This window comes from Sinomonas sp. T428B (genome assembly GCF_056780155.1).
The window spans coordinates 1,250,633-1,271,776 of the sequence record NZ_JBRAZR010000001.1; the positions used below are offsets into that span (position 1 = coordinate 1,250,633).

The 21,144-nt window shown below is 73.7% G+C and carries 13 protein-coding genes; 9 read left to right on the forward strand and 4 right to left on the reverse strand.

Annotation, left to right across the window (positions count from 1 at the left end; genetic code table 11):
- Positions 1–3 precede the first annotated feature (3 nt).
- The 7 genes from ACUYMY_RS05855 (at position 4) to ACUYMY_RS05885 (ending at position 13,165) form a co-directional block, all read left to right on the forward strand.
- On the forward strand, positions 4–2,685 hold the full coding sequence (locus tag ACUYMY_RS05855) for a helix-turn-helix transcriptional regulator (RefSeq protein ID WP_481702676.1): 2,682 nt from the start codon (positions 4–6) through the stop codon (positions 2,683–2,685).
- A gap of 381 nt (positions 2,686–3,066) precedes the next feature.
- On the forward strand, positions 3,067–4,413 hold the full coding sequence (locus ACUYMY_RS05860) for an aminotransferase class V-fold PLP-dependent enzyme (protein ID WP_481702677.1): 1,347 nt from the start codon (positions 3,067–3,069) through the stop codon (positions 4,411–4,413).
- The gene (gene sufU, locus ACUYMY_RS05865) at positions 4,410–4,889 is read left to right on the forward strand and encodes a Fe-S cluster assembly sulfur transfer protein SufU (protein ID WP_481702678.1); all 480 of its coding nucleotides are present in this window, start codon (positions 4,410–4,412) and stop codon (positions 4,887–4,889) included. Before ACUYMY_RS05860 ends, sufU begins: the two co-directional genes overlap by 4 nt.
- A 301-nt stretch (positions 4,890–5,190) precedes the next feature.
- Positions 5,191–7,893: a helix-turn-helix transcriptional regulator gene (locus tag ACUYMY_RS05870; RefSeq protein WP_481702679.1), complete on the forward strand. Its 2,703-nt coding sequence runs from the start codon at positions 5,191–5,193 to the stop codon at positions 7,891–7,893.
- A gap of 17 nt (positions 7,894–7,910) precedes the next feature.
- Positions 7,911–10,553 carry an AAA family ATPase gene (locus ACUYMY_RS05875; RefSeq protein ID WP_481702680.1) on the forward strand — a complete coding sequence of 881 codons (2,643 nt, stop codon included), beginning with the start codon at positions 7,911–7,913 and terminating at the stop codon, positions 10,551–10,553.
- A 199-nt stretch (positions 10,554–10,752) separates the two neighbouring features.
- Positions 10,753–12,240, forward strand: coding sequence for a sugar transferase (locus ACUYMY_RS05880; RefSeq protein WP_481702681.1), 1,488 nt, complete (start codon positions 10,753–10,755; stop codon positions 12,238–12,240).
- Between the two features lie 283 nt (positions 12,241–12,523).
- Entirely contained in the window at positions 12,524–13,165 is a 642-nt protein-coding gene (locus tag ACUYMY_RS05885) for a NeuD/PglB/VioB family sugar acetyltransferase (protein ID WP_481702682.1), read from the forward strand.
- Here the strand turns inward: ACUYMY_RS05885 and nhaA are convergent.
- Entirely contained in the window at positions 13,162–14,502 is a 1,341-nt protein-coding gene (gene nhaA / locus ACUYMY_RS05890) for a Na+/H+ antiporter NhaA (RefSeq protein WP_481702683.1), read from the reverse strand. The genes ACUYMY_RS05885 and nhaA overlap by 4 nt on opposite strands.
- Positions 14,503–14,683: 181 nt before the next feature.
- On the opposite strand from nhaA, the gene ACUYMY_RS05895 reads away from it, so the two are divergent.
- Positions 14,684–15,991: an acyltransferase family protein gene (locus tag ACUYMY_RS05895; RefSeq protein ID WP_481702684.1), complete on the forward strand. Its 1,308-nt coding sequence runs from the start codon at positions 14,684–14,686 to the stop codon at positions 15,989–15,991.
- 57 nt (positions 15,992–16,048) lie between these two features.
- Here the strand turns inward: ACUYMY_RS05895 and ACUYMY_RS05900 are convergent, their stop codons facing one another.
- The 3 genes from ACUYMY_RS05900 to ACUYMY_RS05910 all read right to left on the reverse strand — a co-directional run bounded on the left by ACUYMY_RS05900 (position 16,049) and on the right by ACUYMY_RS05910 (position 17,322).
- Positions 16,049–16,270 carry an SCO4848 family membrane protein gene (locus tag ACUYMY_RS05900; RefSeq protein WP_481702685.1) on the reverse strand — a complete coding sequence of 74 codons (222 nt, stop codon included), beginning with the start codon at positions 16,268–16,270 and terminating at the stop codon, positions 16,049–16,051.
- On the reverse strand, positions 16,270–16,773 hold the full coding sequence (locus ACUYMY_RS05905; protein ID WP_481702686.1) for a DUF2505 domain-containing protein: 504 nt from the start codon (positions 16,771–16,773) through the stop codon (positions 16,270–16,272). The genes ACUYMY_RS05900 and ACUYMY_RS05905 overlap by 1 nt, the downstream gene beginning before the upstream one ends.
- 81 nt (positions 16,774–16,854) lie before the next feature.
- Positions 16,855–17,322: a VanZ family protein gene (locus tag ACUYMY_RS05910; RefSeq protein WP_481702687.1), complete on the reverse strand. Its 468-nt coding sequence runs from the start codon at positions 17,320–17,322 to the stop codon at positions 16,855–16,857.
- A gap of 133 nt (positions 17,323–17,455) precedes the next feature.
- Here ACUYMY_RS05910 and mfd point away from each other — a divergent pair, with 133 nt between their 5' ends.
- Positions 17,456–21,118 carry a transcription-repair coupling factor gene (gene mfd / locus ACUYMY_RS05915; RefSeq protein ID WP_481702688.1) on the forward strand — a complete coding sequence of 1,221 codons (3,663 nt, stop codon included), beginning with the start codon at positions 17,456–17,458 and terminating at the stop codon, positions 21,116–21,118.
- Positions 21,119–21,144 lie beyond the last annotated feature (26 nt).

A 21,144-nucleotide genomic window follows, 5' to 3' on the forward strand; every position in this document is an offset into this window, starting at 1 on the left:
ACCATGAAGACGGAACGGACGTTCGGACGGACCAAGGACACCGAGCGCTGCGCCGAGATCCTGCACAGGCGCGGGACCGCGGCCGTGCTCGTCATGGGCGAGTCGGGGGCGGGCAAGTCCGTGCTGCTCGAGGCGGCGGCGAAGGCGCTCGGCGAGGAGATGGAGCCCCTCCGCATCCACGGCAGCCCGGCCCTGGGCAAGGTCCCCTTCGGCGTCCTGGCCCCCTTCCTCGGCGGTCTGCCGGCCGAGCAGGCCGACTCGCGCGTGGCCGTGCTGAGGGCCTTCTGGCGCGAGGTCGAGATGCTGCGGCGGGGCCGCCAGCACGAGCTCCTGCTCGTCATCGACGACGCGCACGAGCTCGACACCGCCTCGAGCGAGGTCGTCGCCGAGCTGATCGGCGCGCGCTGGGCCAAGGCGATCATCGCCTCCCCGAGCGGCGCCGCCCTCCCCAAGCCGCTCCTCGAGCTCTGGCTCGACGGCGGCGTCGAGCGCGTGGACCTGGCCCCGCTGACCGTCGACGAGGCCGCCGAGTACCTCGAGTCGACCCTCCTGGGCCGCTTCCTGCCCTCCGTCGTGCGGCTGTTCTGGCAGGAGTCCGAGGGCAATCCGCTCGTGCTCGGGCAGCTCGTCGAGGAGGCGCGGCGCGAGGGCTCGCTCGAGCTGCGCGGCGGCACGTGGATCCTCACGGGAGAGCTCACGCGCCGGGGGGACGGGCTCGTCGGCCTCGCCCGGGACCAGCTCACCCGCCTGACGGCGCAGGAGCGGGACGCACTGAGCCTCATCGTCGTGGCCGAGCCCGCGCCCCTCGAGCTCGTCGAGCGGCACTGTGGGCCCGACGTCGTGCGCCAGCTCGTGGCGAAGCGCATCATCCGCCCACCGGACGGACCCGACGGCGTCCTGCGCCTGCGGCATCCGATGTACGGCGACGCGATGGTCAAGCTCATCCCGCTCGCGCGCTCGGTGCAGCTGCGCCAGTATGCGACGGGCTACATGACCCAGCAGACGGCGACCGCCGAGGGCCTCCTGCGCGCGGTCTCGTGGGCCCTCGACTGCGGCTTCGAGATGGACGACGCGATCCTGCTCAAGGCCGCCGAGCTCTCCGTGCGCCTGTTCGAGAACTCCCTCGCCGTGCGTGCTGCCGGCGCGATCCAGGACCCCGAGCTGCGGGGAGCCGCGCAGGAGGTCCTCGGCTGCGTGGCCTACAACCGCGGGCGGTACGCGGAGGCCGCGGCGATGCTCGAGCCGTCGGTGCGGCGCGACGGCCGCGTCCGCCCAGGCCTCGCGGGCTGCCTCCTGTGGGCCATGAGCCGCTCGGCGCTCGGCCACGACCCGGCGGCGATCCGGCGGGACGCCGAGGAGCTCGTCGCGACCGCCGTCGAGGCGGCGTCGCCCGAGACGGAGGGCGTCGCCACCTCTGCCGTCGCCGTCGGGCGCCTGCTCACCGTGTTTGCGGACACCCTCGCGGGAGACTACCGCGGCGTGGCCGCGTGGCTCGAGGAGGGCCAGGACCGCCCGGATGCCGGGCCGGACGCCGGCCAACTCGCTCAGGACGCCACCGCCGGCGTCCTGAGGGCCACGCTCATGGCCGAGCTGCTCGTGGCGCGCGGGGACCCCCACCGGGGCATGGCCCTCGTCGCGGCCGCGCTCGAGCGGCTCGGGGTCAGCGGCGCGGAGCACCCGTTCATCGCCGGGTTCGCGGCGGCACGCTTCGTCCTCGCCGCCTGCGCGGCGGGGGAGTGGGAGGCGGCCGACCGCGCCCTCGACCGATTCCTCGCCGAATCCAACGCGGGGCTCATCTCCGTCGGAGCCGCCGCGGAGTCCGGCCGGGGCCTGGCCCTCCTGCGGCAGGGCCGGCACGCGGAGGCGTGGGTCCGGCTCGTCCCCGCGGTGGACAACCTGCGCGAGCGGGATCCGCAGCAGGTCCTGTGCATCACGGCCGCGATCGCGGCCTACGCGGGAGCGCTCCTGGGGCACCGCGAGGAGGCGGAGGCGCTCCTGCTCGACGCGCTCGACCCCGAGCGCCCGACCACGGCGTTCCTCCGCCCGCTCGTGGGCGTCTTCGCCGCGGCGGCGGAGCTCATCGTCACGCCCGGGGAGGGCTCCCGCGAGGCCTTCGCGGAGTGCCTCAGCGAGGCGGCCGGGGGCGGGCGCGTCGACGTCGCGCTCCAGGCCGAGGTCCTGTGGTTCGAGTCGGGAGGCCGGGACCGGTTCGACGAGCTGCTCGCGGCCGCGCGCGCCGCGAGGGGGCCGTGGCCGGACCTCGTCGCCCGCCTCGCCGCGGCGCTCGCCGACGGCACGCCCGAGGCCCTGCTCGAGGCGGGCGAGCACCTGCGGGCCGTCGGCGCCATCCGCTACGCGCGGGAATGCTTCGCCGAGGCCTCGCGCATCCTCGACCGGAACCTGCGCCGCGGCGAGGCCAAGGCCGCCTGGACGGCAAAGGCCGAATGCGATGCCGAGCTGGGCGAGGAGGGGGCCGCGGCCGCCACGACCGAGACCAAGACCCTCACGCGCCGCGAGCGGCAGATCGCGGCGCTCGCCGCGGCCGGGCTCAGCGACCGGGAGATCGCCGAGCGGCTCACGGTCTCCGTGCGCACGGTCGAGGGCCACCTGTACCGCGCCTACGCGAAGCTCGGGGTCACGCGGCGCGAGCAGCTCGCGCCCGCCTTCAGCATGCTCTCGAACTGACGCGGGCCCGCCTGCCCGTTGGTGGGGAGAGCCCTGTGACAAATCGAGTACAGGCCCGGCCGGCCCAAGTAGTCCGGCCCGCGCGAACGGGGCAAACACGAGTACCAATTACGCGTGCGGGGCCCTTGGCAGGGGTGACATTGTTGTTCCAGTAGCCCAAGCCACACCGGCTACTGGCTCACCAAGGACAGAGCCGGCGACGTCGGAACCTCCCCGAGACCAAGGTTCCTCCCCCCAGCCGTCGCCGGCTCTCTGGTGCACGCTGCACCCTTGAGACCCCACGCTCGCACCATGGGAGAATGAATTGCGGTACGTCCACGTGCCGTATTCGCCGCAGGCTGCCTCCGCAGCCTCGATCAGTCCCCCGAAGGAGCCCCTCCCGTGGCCCTGGTGAAGACACCGAGCACCCTCCAGCACGCGCAGCAGGCCCTCGACGACGCCGAGGTCGAACGCATCCGGAACGACTTCCCGGCGCTCGCCCAGGAGATCAACGGCCACCCGCTCGTGTACCTCGACTCGGGCGCCACGAGCCAGAACCCGCGCAGCGTGCTCGAGGCCGAGCAGGAGTTCTACGAGCAGCGCAACGCCGCCGTGCACCGGGGGGCGCACGAGCTCGCGGTCCGCGCGACGGACGCGTTCGAGGACGCCCGGGCCGCCGTCGCGGCATTCGTGGGCGTCAGCCCGGACGAGCTCGTGTGGACCTCGAACGCGACCGAGGCCGTCAACCTCGTCGCGCAGTCCCTCGCGACGGCGTCGCTCTGGGCCGAGCGGGGCCGGGGAGGGGCCGAGACGCGCGGGCTCGCCCTCGGGCCGGGCGACGAGATCGTCGTGACCGAGCTCGAGCACCATGCGAACCTCATCCCGTGGCAGGAGCTCGCGTTCCGCACGGGCGCGACCCTCCGCTGGATCCCCGTCGACGACGGGGGCCGGCTCCGCCTCGAGGAGGCGGCGACCATCATCGGGCCCCGCACGCGCGTCGTGGCCTTCGCGCACACCTCGAACGTCCTCGGCACCGTGGCGCCCGTCGACGAGCTCGTTGCGCTCGCGCGGCGCGTGGGCGCCCTCGTGGTCCTCGACGCGTGCCAGTCGGCGCCGCACCTCGCCCTCGACCTGCGGGCCCTCGACGTCGACTTCGCCGTCTTCTCGGGGCACAAGATGCTCGCGCCGACAGGCATCGGGGCGCTCTACGGGCGCCGCGAGCTCCTCGACGCGCTCCCGCCGTTCCTCGTGGGCGGGTCCATGATCACGACCGTGACGATGGAGCGCGCCGAGTACCTGCCCGCGCCCCAGCGGTTCGAGGCAGGCACCCAGCGGATCTCCCAGGCCATCGCGTTCGCGGCCGCCGTCGACTATCTCGCCCACACGGGCATGGACCGCATCCACGCGCGCGAGGCGCAGCTCGGCGAGCGCCTCGCCGAGGGGATCGCCCGCCTCGACGGCGTGCGGCTCCTCGGCCCGGGGCCCGGGGAGCACTGGCACGGCAGCGGCCGGATCGGCCTCGCCGCCTTCGACGTCGACGGCGTGCACGCGCACGACGTCGGCCAGTACCTCGACAGCCGCGGCGTCGCCGTCCGCGTGGGCCACCACTGCGCGCAGCCGCTGCACCGCCGGTTCGGGCTCACGGCCTCGACCCGGGCGAGCGCCTACCTGTACACGACGACGGAGGAGGTCGACGTCTTCCTCGACGCCCTCGCCGACGTGCGCGCCTACTTCGGGGTGGCCCGATGAGCCTCGATTCGCTCTACCAGCAGCTCATCCTCGAGCACGCCAAGGCCCGCCACGGGAGCGGGCTCGGAGCAGCATCCGGTGCCGCCGCCGACGGCCCTGCGGAGGGCGCTCCGGGGGTCGGGCAGTCGCACCAGCTCAATCCCGTGTGCGGGGACGAGGTCACCGTGCGCGTCGAGGTTGCCGACGGCGCGATCCGCAGCCTCCGCTGGGACGGGCAGGGCTGCTCGATCTCGATGGCCTCGGCGTCCGTGCTCCACGGGCTGGCCGAGGGGACGGGGCTCGAGGAGTTCGACGCGCTCGTGGCCGCGTTCCGCGACATGCTCCGCTCGCGCGGCGCTGTGGAGGCGGACCCGGAGGTGCTCGGCGACGCCGCTGCGTTCGAGGGCGTCTCGCGGTATGCGGCGCGCGTCAAGTGCGCGATGATCGCGTGGGTCGCGGCGGAGGACGCCGCACGGCAGGCACGCTCAGAGCCCTAGCGGCCTCGCCCCTGGCGGGGCGGGAGGCACGTATTCGGGCGTGGCGGTACTCGGGCCGTCCGGGATTGTACGCAGGCTGCCCTTCGGCCGGCTACTTGGTCGCCCTGGGGGAGTACTCGACTTTGCAGCGTTTAGAACACAAACACTTGTTATAAAAGTGCGCCTGAGTAGCCTTGGAGCCCTAGTCCGTCAGCCAGCGTCAGGACCGGGGGCCATGACCATTGACCATCTGCCTATCAGGGCGGCGAGCACCGCGTGGGTTGACGGTGGGCCCAGCACCGCGAGCCTGGATGTTGTCCCCGTGACCAGGCCCCCCGCGGAGGGCCCATGGCTCGTCTCGGGTGCGGACCGGCAGTCCGAGCGGATGCGCTGGGCGGCCCACGCCCGCCGGCGCGAACTCGAGATGGCACTCGATGAACTCCGGCGCCCAGGCGTGCTCGGCGTCGTCGTCACGGGGCCTCCAGGGGTGGGCAAGTCCTTCCTCGCCTCCGGCATCGTCGCCGCCCTCGACGGGGACGTCCACGTCCAGCACATCCACGCCTCGACCACGCCGTCGGCGGGCGCCTACTCGGCCCTGGGCTTCCTGCTCGCGCGGGTCGCCCCCGAGTACCTCGACTCGCCGCTCGGCATCCTCATGGGCGTCCAGGAGCTCCTCGAGCGGGATGCGGCGGGACGGCAGACCGTGCTGCTCGTGGACACCTCGGCGCCCCTCGACGAGGAGAGCACCGGGGTCATCGCCCACCTGCTCCATCACGGCGCGGCCAAGCTCGTCGGGGTCGCCCCGCGGTCCGCAGACCTCCCCCTCGACCTCGCCCGGCTCGTCCGGAGGGGCAGGCTCCGCACGGTCGAGCTCGGCACGCTCACGCCGCTGCTCACGCGCGAGCTCCTGTTCACCCTCCTGGGCGGCATCGTCTCGCTTTCGGCGGTGTCGTCGCTGTACGAGGCGTGCGCGGGGCACATCCTCGCGCTCCCGAGCATCGTCCGCCGCCAGATCGAGAACGGCAACCTCGTCTCCCGCCGCGGCGTGTGGACGCTGCGCCGACCCATCGAGGCCCCCACGAGCTCGGGCATGGACGAGCTCCTCCGGGCCCGCTGGGCGAAGGAGCCCCACGACGTGCGCGAGGTCATCGAGCTGCTCGCCGTCGCGCGCCGCGTGCCGCTCGCCACGCTCGCTGCCATCTTCGGCGTCGACGTCATCGTGCACATGGAGGATTCCGGGCTCGTGCGCGTGGACGCGACGGCCCAGCGCGGGGTTGCCCTCGCCGAACCGCGCATGGCAGACATCGTGCGCGAGCGGCTCACCCAGGAACGGCGGCGTCGCCTCCGGGAGATGCTCGACCGCGACGCGGCCCCCGAGCCCGGAGGGACCCCCGGGGACCTCGTCGCCTATGCGGACTGGTCCCTCGACTCGGGGGCCGGCATCGGCGGGGCCCTCCTGGCCTCCGCCTCGGGCGCGGCCATCTCGCTCGCAGACCCCGAGCGCGCCCTGAGGTTCGCCGCGCTCGTCCCGGACGACGACGACGCGGCCGCCGAGGCGCGGCTGCACCGCGCCGAGGCGCTCGCCCAGCTCGGCTACTGGGAGGAGGCACTCGCCGCGCTCGACGCGCTGGGCGCCCAGGTTGCCGTCCCCGGCGACGGCGGCGGACCCATGGACGCGGCGAGGCGCGTCCTCCTGCGATGCCGGATCCTGCGCTGGCTCCCGGGACGCGAGGACCCGCTCGACGTCATCGCGGCCCTGCGGACAGAGATCGCGGCGTCCGGCGGGCAGGCGCCCGAAGCGGTCGAGGCCTTCGAGCTGCTCGAGCGGGCAGAATTCGAGCAGCGCTGCTTCACCGGCAGCTACCAGGGGCTCGCCGAGAGGCTGCGCTCGCGCTGGCAGGGCCACGGCGGGAGCGCCGCCTACCGCCGGGCGTGCGGACTCCTCCTCGCCGATGTGTGGTCTGCTACGGGCCGTGCAGACGATGCCGTGGCCCTCGCGGACTCCCTCGTGCAGAGCGGCTCCCGGGGGATGGTCGACGCGTCCGAGTCCGGCTACGCCGCCCTGCTCGAGTCGTGCCTCCTCGCGGGACAGTGGTGGCGCTGCCACGATCTCGCGGGACTGTACGCCGGGCGGGGGTCCTCCCAGCTGCGGCTCCACGGGGGCGACGTCGAGATCGGGCAGGGCCTGGCCCACCTCCTGGCGGGTCATGGGGAGAGGGCCCTCGGGGCACTCCTGGCCGGGACGGTCCACCTTGAGGACACCGGCCTCGAGGGGCGGCTGAGCCTCGCCTACGCGGCGACAGCCTTCGCGTTCGCCCAGCTTGGGGACGAGGCCGAGGCGCGCGGCTACCTCGACCAGGCAGCGGCGGCGCAGCGCTCCCCGTCCTGGCGGGTCGCGTGGGCCGCGGACTTCTGCGCCGCCATGGCCAAGCGGTGGCTCGGGGACGCCGAAGCGTCCGGCCTGCTCCGTGCCCTCGCTGCGGAGGAGGAGGCCGCGGGCAGGTACACGACGGCGTGCCTGACGCTCTTCGAGGCCGTGGTCCGGGACGACGGCGACGACGACGGCCGTGGTCACGTCGAGGCCCTGGCCGAGCAGACCGCCTCGCGCTTCACGCGGCTCTTGGGGGCCGTGGCCCGCGGCCTGCGCCTGAACGACCCGGACACGCTCCTCGGCGCCGCGGAGGACGCGGCCGCGCTCCGGCTCGACGGGATCGAGGCCCATGCGACGGCGCTCGCCGTCGACATCGCGCGCGACCTCGGGCGCTCAGGGGCTGCCGCCCTGGCCCAGTCCCGCCTCGACGCACTCGCCGAGCGGCTGCCCTCGCTGCCGCTCGTGCCACGCACGCCGGCCCTCTCGCTCACGGCCCGCGAACGGGAGGTTGCGGCGCTCGCGGCACGAGGGGCGAGCAACAGGGAGATCGCTGACTCCATCGGAGTCTCGGTCAGGACGGTCGAGGGCCACCTCTACCAGATCTTCACGAAGCTCGGGATCTCGTCCCGCGCCGGACTGGCCGGGCTCATCTAGCGCGAGGACGACAGGCCATGGATGGGGGAGAGCGCAGCGGGGCACGAGGCCCGGGCCAGCAGTGGCATGATCTCAGCGCTGCCCTGGGGGAGTCCCTCGCCGGCAGCCATCCGGTGAGCCTCCTCATCACGGGGGAGGCCGGGGCCGGGAAGAGCACGCTCCTGAATCGCATCATCGGCCGGCTCTCGTCCCGCGAGGCCGTCCGGCGGGTGACCGCGGCCCACGCCCTCCGTTCCGTTCCCTACGGGGCCCTCGCGCCGCACCTGTTGACCATGAAGCCCGCGGCGGCGCTCGACCCAGTGAGCGTGCTGCGTGCCGTCTGGAGCGATCTCGGTTCCCACAGCGCCGAGGGGCGCGGCGTCGTCGTCGTGGTGGACGACGCCCACGACCTCGACGACGAGAGCGCCGGGATCCTCGCGGAGATCGCCGCCTCGTCGCAGGTGCGCCTCCTCGCCGCGGCGCAGACGCATCCTGGCCTGCCCCACGCGCTGCTCAAGCTGTGGAACGACGGCATGGCCGAGCACCACGAGCTCGAGCCGTTCTCCGCGGCGGAGACGGCAGAGGCGGCAGAGCAGCTGCTCGGGGGTCGGCTCAGCAGGCTTGCCGCCGGGGTCCTGACGCGGATCAGCGGCGGCAACCCCCACCTGCTGTCGCGGCTCGTTCACGAGGCACGTGCCAACGGTTCGATCGTGGGGGAGGACGGCGTCTGGGCGCTCAGGCCCTCCTTCGAGAGCTGGGGCGGGGCACTGGCCGAGACCATTGGGGGAGAGCTCGAGGCCCTCGCGCCCGGCGAACGGGAGGCCGTGGTCCTCGTCGCGCTCGCCGAGCCACTCGCGCAGGGCGGCCTGCTCGACGGCGACGTCGTGGCGCGGCTCGTCGAGGGCGGCTGGCTGACGCCGACGCCGGACGGGCTCCATCTGGCCCAGCCGATGCGCGCCGATGCCATCCGCCGCGTGACAACGGCGTCGCGCAAACTCCAGATGCGCGAGCGGCTCTCGCAGCACCCCGTCGCCGGGGGGCTCCACTGGCTGCGCCGGCTCGAACTCGACCTCGACTGCGGCGTCCAGGTCCCTGACGACGTGATCGCCCGGGGGCTCTCCCAGGCGCTCGCGGGCGGCCGCCCAGGCCTCGCCCTCACGTTCGGCCGCTCCCTGAGGTCCCCCGCGGAGCGCTTTCGCCTGCGCGCGGGCATCGCGCGAGCCCTGCACGACCTCGGCGACACGAGCGATGCGATCGACGTCCTCGAGCAGACGCCGGACAGCGGGGCGTCCCCGGGCTCGCTCCTGGGCGGCAGCCTCCTGCTCGCCCACCTCCGGCTGGCCCTGCGCCAGGACGGCTTGATCGCCGGGGACCTCGGCCGGCTCCGTGCCCGCGTGGCGCTCCTCGCTGCTCGCGGCCCGGTGGATCCAGCCCTGCTGGATGCGGTCGACGAGCGCTGCGCCCTCGTCGACGCCATGCGCGCCGCCTACAGGGGCGACTATGGCGCTCTCACCGCCGGCGCACCCGCCGAGGGACCCGGGCTGCGTCCCGGCCAGAGCCCGACAGGCCAGCTCCTGCGGAGCCTCCTCGAGGCCGAGAGCCGCTTCGCCGCGGGCCACTTCGCGGCGGCCGCGGAGTCCTCGTCGGCACTGCAGGGGGCCGCGGACGCCGACGGCGAGTTTCTGCCCATTGCCGAGGGCGCCTTCGCGCTCCACCTCCTCGCGGGGCTGCAGTGCGGGCGCTGGGACCTCGCCGACGAGGGCCTCGGGCACGCTCTCGAGGCCAGATCCCGCAGCGCGATCGGGCGCGGCCCGGCCCTCCTGTGCGGCCAGGCCTACGGTCTTGTGCGCATGGGCCGCTTCGGCGACGCAGCGGCGATCCTGCCCGAGGCCGTGGCGAGCCTGCGCGCCCACGACCCGCACCAGCTCTTCGGGCTCGCGGCTGCCCTTGCCGCGGTCACCGCGGCTGCCTCGGGGGACGAGGAGCGCGCGCTGACCTGCCTCGCCGAGGCCGAGTCCGCCGCCGAGCAGGGGAACCACGTGCGGCGCGTCCTCGCGGAGCTGCACCGCGCCGTCGCCCGCCATCGGCTCGGGGAGAAGCACGCGCTTCGCGGCCTGCACGCGGCCGCTCGCCGCGAGGGGCGCGCGGGCCTGCCCGGACTCGAACTGATCGCGGAGATCTTCGCGCTCGAGCTCGGGGAGACAGCCCCGGCCCAGCGTGTGGCCGAGCTGGCCCGAGCCGCGGAGGGCGAGTGGGTGCACGCCTGGGGCGCGTGGGCGCGGGCCCTCCTCGACGCGAGCGCCGAGAGCTACCTCGAGGCGGGCCACGCCCTGCGCCCCCGGCTTCCCCGCCAGGCCCGCTCGGCCTACGCCCGGGCGGCCCAGGCCCTCGACCGGGATGGAGACAGGGCCGCCGCGCGGCGCGCGGGCGCCCTCGCGCGCCAGTGCGCGGCAGACTGCCAGGGGCTGCCCGTCTCGCCCGAGGAGCAGTTCCTCGCCGCCCAGCAGCTCACGCCCCGCGAGCACAGCATCGTCCTCCTCGCCCTCGAGGGGCTTGCCGACCGGGACATCGCCGAGCGGCTCTCCATCTCGGTCCGCACTGCCGAGGGGCACCTCCACCGCAGCTACGCCAAGCTCGGGGTGAAGGGCCGGGACGAGCTTCCCGACGCCGTGCTCGACTGAGGCGTCTCCCAGCCGGCCCAGCGGGTCCATCCGAGTAGTCCACCCCCGGCGGCCGCATGCCATTGAGTACCGCCCGAGTGGCGGCGGCCTCCCAGCCCGTCGCAGAACGCGTACGCGGTACTCGTGCGCTTCGAGGGCGCACCTCGGTGTACTGGAGAGGGGAGACAGGCGACTCCCATCGTTCCCTCGGAGGCCCACCATGGCGGCACAGCAAACCGAGCAATGGCGCCAGGCTGCCACGGGCGGCCTCGGCCCGGTGCAGACGCACACGGCCTGGCCGCCCGGACGGGTGACCGGGCTCCTCCCGCCCCCGCGGCCCCGCATCGCCCGGTCGGCGGCCGCCGAGGCCTGGCCGCGGCGCTACGCGCGCTTCCTGCTGGCGGCCGATGCCGGCGTCGTCCTTTCCTGCCTCCTGGGCATCTACGCCGTCGCCCCCTCGTGGCTCACCGGCTCCGGCTCCGGCGCCGTGCCCATCCTCAGCGTCCTCGCTGTTCTCGGGCTCGCGTGGATCGCGGCTCTCGGGGGCTACGGGAGCCGCAGGACCTCGGTATTCGGCGTCGGTTCCGAGGAGTACAGGCGGGTCGTGACGGCAACGATGCACGTCTTCGGCGGCGCCGCGCTGGTCCTGCTCGTCCTCCAGGTCGAGTTCCCGGGGGCGCTGTTCGGCGTCGTGCTCCCGGCCGGGCTCCTCGGGCTCCTCACCGCTCGCTGGCTCAGCCGCACGTGGCTCAACCGCCAGCGCCGAAGCGGGCTGTTCCTCACGCCTGCCGTCGTCGTCGGCGAGCCGGAGGACGTCCGCGGCGTGGTCCGGCGCATCGCGGAGAACCCGGAGGCAGCGTACAACGTGCTCGGCGTTGCCCTGCCGGGCGGCCGGCGCGGCCAGAGCCTCATCGTCGAGGCCGAGCGGCTGCCCGTGCTGTGCTCGACGGACGACGTCGTGCGGACGGTCGCGCTCAAGCACGCCGCCGCCGTCATTGTCGCCGGGCAGGTCCCCGGCGGCCTGCAGTACATCCGCGAGCTCGGCTGGCGGCTCGAGGAGCACCGGGTCGAGCTCGTGCTCTCGGCCGGGCTCACGAACGTCGCGGGGCCGATGATCCACGTCAGGCCTGTCGAGGGGCTTCCCCTCATGGAGGTCGAACTGCCGCACTATTCAGGTGCGAAGCACTGGGCCAAGCGCGGGCTCGACGTCGTGCTCGCCGCGGGGGCCCTCCTCGCGCTCTCGCCCCTCTTCCTGGCCCTCGCCCTCATCGTCTGGCTGGATTCGGAGGGGCCCATCCTCCTCCGCCAGGAGCGCATCGGCCGCGGTGGGGCGCCGTTCCGGATGCTCACCTTCCGCACCATGGTCCCCGACAGCCGACGGATCACGCGCTGCGGAAGCTGGATGCGCCGCTTCGGGCTCGACGAGCTCCCGCAGCTGCTCAACGTCCTCGAGGGGACGATGAGCCTCGTCGGGCCGCGGCCCCCGCTGCCCCGCGAAGTGGCCGACTACGAGGGCTCCGCCCACCCTCGGATGCTCATCAAGCCCGGGATCACCGGTCTGTGGCAGATCGACGGCCGCTCCGGGCTCTCGTGGGACGACGCCGCCCGCCTCGACCTGTACTACATCGAGGACTGGTCCCTGACCGGAGACCTCAGGATCCTCTGGCGCACCGTCAGAACCATCGTCAGCCATGCCGGAGCCTCCTGATCTTGCCGTACCACCCAGCCGCCCTTACCTACCCGCCCCCCACCTACCCGCCCACACCAGGTCACCCTCCCCTACGCGCCCGCACACTTTCGTCGCGCACCTGAAGCAAAGGAGCACAGTCCGATGCCCGTTCATCTGCTCTCGGCGGCCCACCGCGGACATGCGAGCAACTCCATGCGGACGAATCCGGGCCTCTCATGAGCCTCATCCCGCTCTGCCATGAGATGACGGAGGACGACGTCGACCACGTCGCCGGTACCGTCCTTGCCACTGGCAGGCACGGATGAGCGAGCTCCTGCTCCTGGCCGCGAGCGGGCTAGCGCGCGAGGCGATGGCGATGGTCCGCGAGGGCGACGAGTACGACGTCGTCGGGATCCTCGACGACGACGACTCCCTCAGGACCACTGACATCGACGGCGCCCACGTCCTGGGCCCGTTCGAGCTCGTCCAGGCCTACCGGCACGCGCAAGTCGCCCTGTGCATCAGCTCGGGGCCGGCGCGGGAGCGGGCCGTGGGCCGGCTCGCGGGGCTCGGCTTCGACGCGGGCCGCTACGCGACGCTCGTCCATCCGAGCATCTCCATCCCCGAGGGCTGCATCGTCGGGCGCGGGAGCATCCTGCTCGCCAACGTCGTGCTGACCGCCGATGTCTTCCTGGGCGAGCACGTCGTGGCGAAGCCCGGCGTCGTCCTGACGCACGACGACGTCATCGAGGACTTCGTGACCCTCGCCCCGGGCGTGTGCCTCGGCGGGTCGGTGCGGGTGGGCCGTGGGGCGTTCATCGGCATGAACGCGAGCGTGCGTGATCGGAGCCTCGTCGGGGCATATTCCGTCATCGGGATGGGAGCGGTGGTCCTGACGGACGTGCCCACACACGAGACGTGGGTCGGCGTCCCCGCCGGCCCGCTCAAGGAGGGCAGTACCTAGTCCTGCGAGCGCTGGAACACGTCGGGCACCCCGTCGCCGTCGGCGTCGACCTGCTCGGCAACCTCGACGCGCCGGTAGTGCCGGTTGCGGGCCCGGAGCACGAGGGTCGCGAGCAGCGCCGCGGCCAGCGAGCCGCCGAGGATGGCGACCTTGGCGTGCTCGTCGTGGACGCTTCCTGCACCGAAGCTCAGCTCGGCGATGAGCAGGGAGACCGTGAACCCGACGCCGGCCAGGAGCGAGAGGCCGAACACGTCGATCCACGTGAGGTCCGGGTCCAGGTCCGCGTGCCGGGTCTTGGTCACGAGCAACGTCGAGCCGAAGACGCCGATCATCTTGCCGACGACGAGGGCCACCGCGATGCCAACCGCTACCGGATCCGTGAAGGCCGACGCGATGCCCTCGAGGCCGCCGAGCGCGACGCCGGCGGAGAAGAAGGCGAACACCGGCACGGCGACGCCGGCCGAGAGCGGGCGGAGCGCGTGCTCGAAGGCCTCGGCGAGCCCTGGGCCCGACTCGGGTCCGCCATCCTTCCGCCTCCGCAGGACCGGGACCGTGAAGCCCAGCAGGACGCCCGCGACGGTCGCGTGGATGCCCGAGGCGTGCACGAGCGCCCAGGTAGCCACCGCGAGCGGTACGAGCAGGTACCAGGCGCGCACCCGCCGCTGGACGAGGAACGCGAAGAGCCCGAGCGGGACGAGGGCCAGGGCGAGGAAGCCCGGCTCGAGGCCCGACGAGTAGAAGAAGGCGATGATCCCGATCGCGATGAGGTCGTCCACGACGGCGAGCGTGAGCAGGAACGTGCGCAGCGCCGCTGGCAGGTGGGTGCTGATGACCGCGAGCACCGCGAGGGCGAACGCGATGTCCGTCGCCGTGGGGATCGCCCAGCCGCGCAGCCCGTCTGAGCCGGCGGCGAGGTTGACGGCGGTGTAGAGGACCGCGGGCATGGCGACCCCGCCGCACGCGGCGACGATCGGCACGAGCGCCGTCGCAGGCCGGCGCAGGTCCCCGGCCACGAATTCGCGCTTGAGCTCGAGCCCGGCGACGAAGAAGAAGAGCGCGAGGAGCCCGTCCGCTGCCCATGTCCCGACGCTGAACTCGAGGTGCCAGGGCTCGTATCCGATCTTGGTGTCCCGCAGCGCGAAGTAGCCCTCGCCCAGCGGGGAGTTGGCCCAGACGAGCGCCGCGACGGTGGCCACGAGCAGGAGGGCGCCGCCCACGGTCTCCTGCCGCAGGATCTCGGCGATGCGGCGGTACTCGGGGTAGCTCCCGCGGGCGAAGACGCGCTTGGGGCTGGGGGAACCGGGTGGGGGAGTGGGGGAAGACTGCGGGGTGGCCATGGCGTGGGCTCCTGGGCAGGGGACGGCTCGGACTCGCCGACCAGACTTCCCGGCACACCAGGGTCCACTGTACCTGCCCGGGGCGCGAACAGCGGTCGGAGGCCGGAAGCCCGGCCGGGACACGCCGTCGTCCACCCCGCCCTGGGACCAGAAAGTCACGAAATGGTAAAGTTGGTCCCCGATGCAGAATCTCGGACTCGACCCACGCCAGGAACACGACGCGGCCCGGGGCACGGCGACTGCCGTGATCGCCCGCTCCGCGCCGGCCCAGCAGGCGCCCGCGCGTGCCCCTGAGAAAGCGGCCGGAGCGGCCCCCAGGCTCGCATCCCTCGACGGCCTCCGCGGCCTCGCGGCGCTGGCCGTCCTGGTGTGCCACACCTTCCTGACGGTCCCGCGCCTCGGCGAGCTCGCGTACCACTCGGGCACGGCGATGCCGGGGACGTGGGAGTGGTGGCTCGTCGAGACGCCGCTGCATGTCCTCTGGGAGGGCACTGGCGCCGTCTACGTCTTCTTCGTGCTCTCGGGCTTCGTGCTCGCGCTGCCCTTCACGAAGGGCGCGGCGTTCACGCGCGGCGGGGCGGCCGGGGCCCCGCAGCCGTGGCGCGATCCGCGCCTGTGGCGCGCGTACTACCCGAAGCGGCTCGCCCGGCTCTACCTGCCGGTGTGGGGCGCCGTCGCCCTCGCCGCCACCGTCTGGGCGCTCGTGCCGCGCCCCAAGACCGGCAGCGGCTGGGTCGACGCGATGGGCGCGCGCGTGACGTGGGAGCGCATCGCGGGGGACATGACCCTGCTCTTCACCGACGGACTCGTCGTCCCGCCGCTGTGGTCGCTGCGCTGGGAGATGTGGTTCTCCCTGCTCCTGCCGCTCTACCTCGTGCTCGGGCTCGCACTGCCGGCCCGCCTGCATGCCCCGCGCTGGGCGGTGTGGGCGGCGATGGGCGCGACCGTCGTCGGCGGCGGCTTCTCGAACGACGGCGTGCTGCGCGACCTGCCGCTGTTCATGCTCGGCGTGCTCCTGGCCGGCCACCGCGAGCAGCTCGCTGCCTGGGCCGCCCGCCTCGGCGCCGGGGCCCGGGGCCAGACGCGGTCCCGCTGGATCTGGCCAGGCCTCCTGGCGGTCGGCCTCACCGGCCTGTGGCTGCCATGGGCCCTCGGCACGGGCACGCCCGCGGCGCACTGGGCCTGGTCGGGCGCCGCGGTGGCCCTCGTCGTCGTCGCCCTCCACTGGGGGCCGGCGGTGCGCGTCCTCTCGGGCAGGGCCGCGTCGTGGCTCGGCACCGTCTCGTTCAGCCTCTACCTGACCCACGAGCCGATCGTCGTCGCGGCATACCACTTCGTGGGCCCGCCGGCGGGCGGCGGCCTCGCGGCGCTGTGGGTCTCGATGCCTCTCGGCCTCGCCGCGTCGCTGGCCGTGGCCACGGCGTTCCACCGCATCGTGGAACGCCCCAGCCACCGCATCGCGCGGTGGCTGGGGCGCAGGTTCGCCTAGCAGTCCGGCCGGCGGGCCGAGCCGACGGGGCCGGGCGCAGAGCCCAGCCCCGTCGGTTCAGCTGACCAGCGTCCGGATCCCGACGATCGCGACGGCGACGCCGAGCGTCACCGAGATCGCGACGAGGAACAGGTGCACGGTCAGGAACCGCGTCGCGCGGCCCTGCTCGTCCCGGGCGCGCGGATCCTTCATGACGCGGCGCAGGAACTGGGGCCAGACCACGAGGTTCCACACGCCGGCCACGATGAGCAGCCAGGACAGGGCGACGGGGAGCTGCATCAGCCGATCTGCCCGGAGAGCCACGCATCGGCCTGCGCGGCCTGGATGTTGAGCGCCTTGCCCACGAGCGGCTCTGCGGCGGAGGCGATCTTGCCGCCGAGCAGCGGCACGGAGGAGGTCACGGTGCCGGAGAGCTCGACGCGGGTCGAGGCGCCGTCGGCCGCAAGGCGCTGGACGGCGGCGACGTCCACGGGGGCGCCGGCGATCTTGACCGTGATGTCGGCCTGGCGCGAGCCGTCCGCCTCGGGGGCGCTCCACTTCTCGGTCTGGGTCACGTTGAGGTACTCGCCCACGACCTTGCGGGCGATCTCGGGGAGGCGCTGGGTCGGCACCTGGCGCACGACCGTCGCGGTGAACGCGCCGGCCACGTCGCCCTCGACCGAGAACGACTCGAGACGGCCGCCGACGAGCTCGCTCACGTGCTTCTGGAACGCCTCGTCCGTGAAGACTGCCGCGACGCGGTCGACGGGGTGGTTGAGGGTGGTGCTGGCTTCGAGGGCCATGGGATCCTTCCGTCAGGACTGGGGTTTGGCGGGATGTCCGCACCGGCGGAGCGCTTGAGGGGGCGCGCGCCGTCACCCATCCTAGGGGTCCGTTGCGGTCCGCTCTGCCGGGTTGGGCGCACTGTGACGCCGGGGCGCCAGGCGCACGACGGCGGACGCGGCCGCCGCGCCGAGCACGGTCCCGAGCGCGTTGGCGGCGATGTCCCAGAGCGAGGCGGTGCGCTCGGGGAGGAACACGAGCTGGGCCGATTCGGCCGCCGCCGAGAAGCACGCGCCGGCCAGGACCCCGGCCCACGCGGGGAACCGCAGGAACACCGCGAACGCCCCGAACGGGACGAAGAAGGCCACGTTGGCGAGCCACTCGATCTGGACGTACCCGATCCAGCCGGGCAGGCCCCGCGCGTGCAGCCACGCGATCGCGGCGGCCAGGTCCCCGGACGCGGGCCGGTCCACGGGGTCCGGCCAGAGCACGACGGCGGCGACCCCCGCGAGGTAGACGAGGGCGGCGGGCCACAGGGCGGAGCGCCGGAAGGGGGAGGGTCTGTCCATCGCCTCCATGCTAGGGGCCGGCGCCCGCGGGGCCGGCGTCGGCTGACGCCCGCGCGGGGCGTTGGCTAAGCTGGGACAGCACCCGGCCCCTGTCCCAGAGTCCGGGCTTTCGTGCTGTTCGTGAGGAGTCACCGTGACCGTCGACGTGCTTCGCCCCGCCAGCCTCGAGGGCCTGCGCCGCGCCGTGGGCGAGGACGAGAGCATCGCGCGGCTGCGCGAGTACGCCACCAAGCCAGCCGGCCGCCGCAGCCAGGACCTCCAGGTCGCCGCGCCCGCGGGCCTGCGCCCGGTGATCCTCGCGGATGTGCTCGAGAGCCTCCCCGAGCCCGGCGCCGTCGTGCTCGCGGTGACCGCGACCGGACGCGAGGCGGAGGACATGGTCTCCGCCCTCGGCGCGTACCTCGACCCGGGCTCCGTCGCGCTCTTCCCGAGCTGGGAGACGCTGCCGCACGAGCGGCTCTCCCCGCGCTCGGACACGGTGGGCCGCCGGCTCGCCGTCCTGCGCCGCCTCGCGCACCCGGGCGCCGACGGCGCTGGATCGGGTGCGGGCACCGCACCGCTCAGGGTCGTCGTCGCCCCGATCCGCGCCGTGCTGCAGCCGCTCGTCGGGGGGCTCGGAGACCTCGCGCCGGTCTCGCTCGCGGTCGGCCAGGACCGGGCGTTCGACGACGTCGTCCGCTCGCTCGCCGATGCCGCCTACGCGCGCGTGGACATGGTGAGCCGCCGCGGCGAGTTCGCCGTGCGCGGCGGGATCATCGACGTCTTCCCGCCCACCGAGGACCACCCGGTCCGCGTCGAGTTCTTCGGGGACGAGGTCGAGCAGATGCGCTGGTTCGCCGTGGCCGACCAGCGCTCGCTCGCGGGCCCCAACGTGCACCATCCCACGTCGCTCTACGCCCCGCCCTGCCGCGAGCTGCTCATCACGCCCGCCGTCATGAGCCGAGCGGCCAAGCTCCGGGGGCGGCTGCCCGCGGCGGACGAGCTGCTCGAGAAGATCGCCGGCGGGATCGCCGTCGAGGGCATGGAGTCCCTCGCGCCGCTGCTCGTGGACCGCATGGTGCCCTTCATCGGCGAGCTGCCCGAGGGCTCGCTCGTGCTCGTCATGGAGCCCGAGAAGGTCCGCACCCGTGCCCACGACCTCGCCGCGACGAACGAGGAGTTCCTCGCCGCGGCGTGGGCCACGGCGTCCGACGGCGGCGCCGCGCCGCTCGACGTGAGCCTCGCCGTGGGTGGGGGGAGCGGGGATGAGCTGGAGCACATCGGCCGGCTCGAGGACGCGAGCTTCGCGACCCTCGCCGACACCCGTGCCGCGGCCCAGGGCCGCGGCATCTCGTGGTGGTCGGTGACGTCGCTCGGCGTCGACGAGGAGACGGTGCTCGACGTCGACGTCGTCACGATCGCCGCGCGGGAGCCCCGCGGGTACCAGGGCGACGTGGCCGAGATGATGCAGTTCATCGGCGGCCGGGTCCGGGACGAGTGGCGCCTCGTCGTCGCGACCGACGGCCCCGGCCCCGCGCAGCGCCTCGCCGAGCTCTTCCACGACGCGGGCATCCCGTGCAGCCGCGTGGAGAGCCTCGAGCGGGAGCCGGAACCCGGGATCATCGAGATCACGACGGCGCCCGCGGGCAAGGGCTTCGTGCTCGACGGGCTGCGCCTCGGGCTCCTGACGGAGGCCGACCTGCTCGGGCGCGCGAGCGCCTCGGGGACCCGCGACATGCGGAAGATGCCCTCCCGGCGGCGCAACGCCGTCGACCCTCTGTCCCTGCACGCGGGCGACTTCGTGGTGCACGAGCAGCACGGGATCGGGAAGTTCGTGGAGCTCGTGCAGCGGAAGATCGCCGGCTCCGGCGACGGCGCCGCGCGCGAGTACCTCGTGCTCGAGTACGCGCCCAGCAAGCGCGGCGCACCGGGGGACCGGCTCTTCGTCCCCACCGACCAGCTCGACCAGGTGACCCGGTACGTCGGCGGCGACACCCCGGCCCTGTCGAAGATGGGCGGCGCCGACTGGGCCGCGACGAAGTCCAAGGCCAAGAAGGCGGTCAAGGAGATCGCGGGCGAGCTCATCCGGCTGTACTCGGCGCGCATGGCCTCGCGGGGGCACGCCTTCGGCCCGGACACGCCGTGGCAGCGCGAGCTCGAGGAGGCGTTCCCCTACATCGAGACGCCGGACCAGCTCACGACGATCAACGAGGTCAAGGCGGACATGGAGCGCGAGGTGCCCATGGACCGGCTCGTCTCCGGCGACGTGGGCTACGGCAAGACCGAGATCGCCGTCCGCGCTGCCTTCAAGGCCGTCCAGGACGGCAAGCAGGTCGCCGTCCTCGTGCCCACGACCCTGCTCGCCCAACAGCACTACGAGACCTTCTCCGAGCGCTTCTCGGGCTTCCCCCTGCACGTGCGCGCCCTCTCGCGCTTCCAGAGCGCGAAGGAGGCCAAGGACACGCTCGACGGCGTGAAGAGCGGCTCCATCGACGTGGTCATCGGCACGCACCGGATCCTGTCCAAGGAGGTCGAGTTCAAGGACCTCGGGCTCGTGATCATCGACGAGGAGCAGCGCTTCGGCGTCGAGCACAAGGAGGCGCTCAAGAAGATGCGCACCAACGTGGACGTCCTCGCGATGTCCGCGACGCCGATCCCGCGCACGCTCGAGATGTCCCTGACCGGCATCCGCGAGACGTCCACGCTCGCGACCCCGCCCGAGGAGCGGCACCCCGTCCTGACCTACGTGGGCCCGTACACGAACAAGCAGGTCTCGGCGGCGATCCGGCGCGAGCTCATGCGCGAGGGCCAGGTGTTCTTCGTGCACAACCGGGTCTCGTCGATCGAGAAGATCGCGGCGCAGATCCGCGAGCTCGTGCCCGAGGCGCGCGTCGAGGTTGCGCACGGGCAGATGTCGGAGAGCCGGCTCGAGCAGATCATCGTGGACTTCTGGGAGAAGCGCTTCGACGTCCTCGTGTGCACGACCATCATCGAGACGGGCCTGGACATCTCGAACGCCAACACGCTGATCGTCGACGGCGCGGACAAGTACGGGCTCTCCCAGCTGCACCAGCTGCGCGGGCGCGTGGGGCGCGGGCGCGAGCGCGCGTACGCGTACTTCCTCTACGCGGCGGAGAAGCCGCTCGGCGAGGTCGCGCTCGAGCGGCTCAAGGCCGTCGCGGCCCACAACGAGCTCGGCGCCGGCATGCAGCTCGCGATGAAGGACCTCGAGATCCGCGGCGCCGGCAACCTGCTCGGCGGCGAGCAGTCCGGCCACATCGCGGGCGTCGGGTTCGACCTCTACATCCGGCTCGTCGGCGAGGCCGTCGCGGACTTCCGCGGCGAGGGGGAGGAGAAGGCGGCCGAGATGAAGATCGAGCTGCCGGTCAACGCCCACCTCCCGCACGACTACGTGCCGGGGGAGCGGCTCCGGCTCGAGGCCTACCGCAAACTCGCCGCCGCCACGGACGACGCTGCTATCGACGAGGTCATGGAGGAGCTCGAGGACCGCTATGGCGCCCCGCCCGCGCCCGTGCAGCATCTCGCGGCTGTCGCGCGCTTCCGGGTCCGGGCCCGTGCGGCGGGCCTGACCGACGTCGCCCTCCAGGGGAACATGGTGAAGTTCGCGCCCGCGGACCTGCCCGAGTCGAAGGTCATGCGGCTGACCCGGATGTACAAGGGGGCGCAGTTCAAGCCCGCGCTCAATGCTGTGCTCATCCCGAAGCCCAAGTCCGCGCCGATCGGAGGCCGCGACCTCGTCGACGGCGAGATCCTCGCCTGGGCGGGCCAGGTCCTGGACGCGGTCTTCACCCCCTGACTCCGGGGGGCAGCCGTCCGCCCGGC

Bases quoted from the DNA above. Each gene is read 5' to 3' on its own strand.
- ACUYMY_RS05855 (WP_481702676.1), top strand. From the start codon at position 4: ATGAAGACGGAACGGACGTTCGGACGGACCAAGGACACCGAGCGCTGC.
- sufU (WP_481702678.1), top strand. From the start codon at position 4,410: ATGAGCCTCGATTCGCTCTACCAGCAGCTCATCCTCGAGCACGCCAAG.
- ACUYMY_RS05875 (WP_481702680.1), top strand. From the start codon at position 7,911: ATGGATGGGGGAGAGCGCAGCGGGGCACGAGGCCCGGGCCAGCAGTGG.
- ACUYMY_RS05880 (WP_481702681.1), top strand. From the start codon at position 10,753: ATGGCGGCACAGCAAACCGAGCAATGGCGCCAGGCTGCCACGGGCGGC.
- ACUYMY_RS05885 (WP_481702682.1), top strand. From the start codon at position 12,524: ATGAGCGAGCTCCTGCTCCTGGCCGCGAGCGGGCTAGCGCGCGAGGCG.
- nhaA (WP_481702683.1), bottom strand. From the start codon at position 14,502: ATGGCCACCCCGCAGTCTTCCCCCACTCCCCCACCCGGTTCCCCCAGC.
- ACUYMY_RS05895 (WP_481702684.1), top strand. From the start codon at position 14,684: ATGCAGAATCTCGGACTCGACCCACGCCAGGAACACGACGCGGCCCGG.
- ACUYMY_RS05900 (WP_481702685.1), bottom strand. From the start codon at position 16,270: ATGCAGCTCCCCGTCGCCCTGTCCTGGCTGCTCATCGTGGCCGGCGTG.
- ACUYMY_RS05905 (WP_481702686.1), bottom strand. From the start codon at position 16,773: ATGGCCCTCGAAGCCAGCACCACCCTCAACCACCCCGTCGACCGCGTC.
- ACUYMY_RS05910 (WP_481702687.1), bottom strand. From the start codon at position 17,322: ATGGACAGACCCTCCCCCTTCCGGCGCTCCGCCCTGTGGCCCGCCGCC.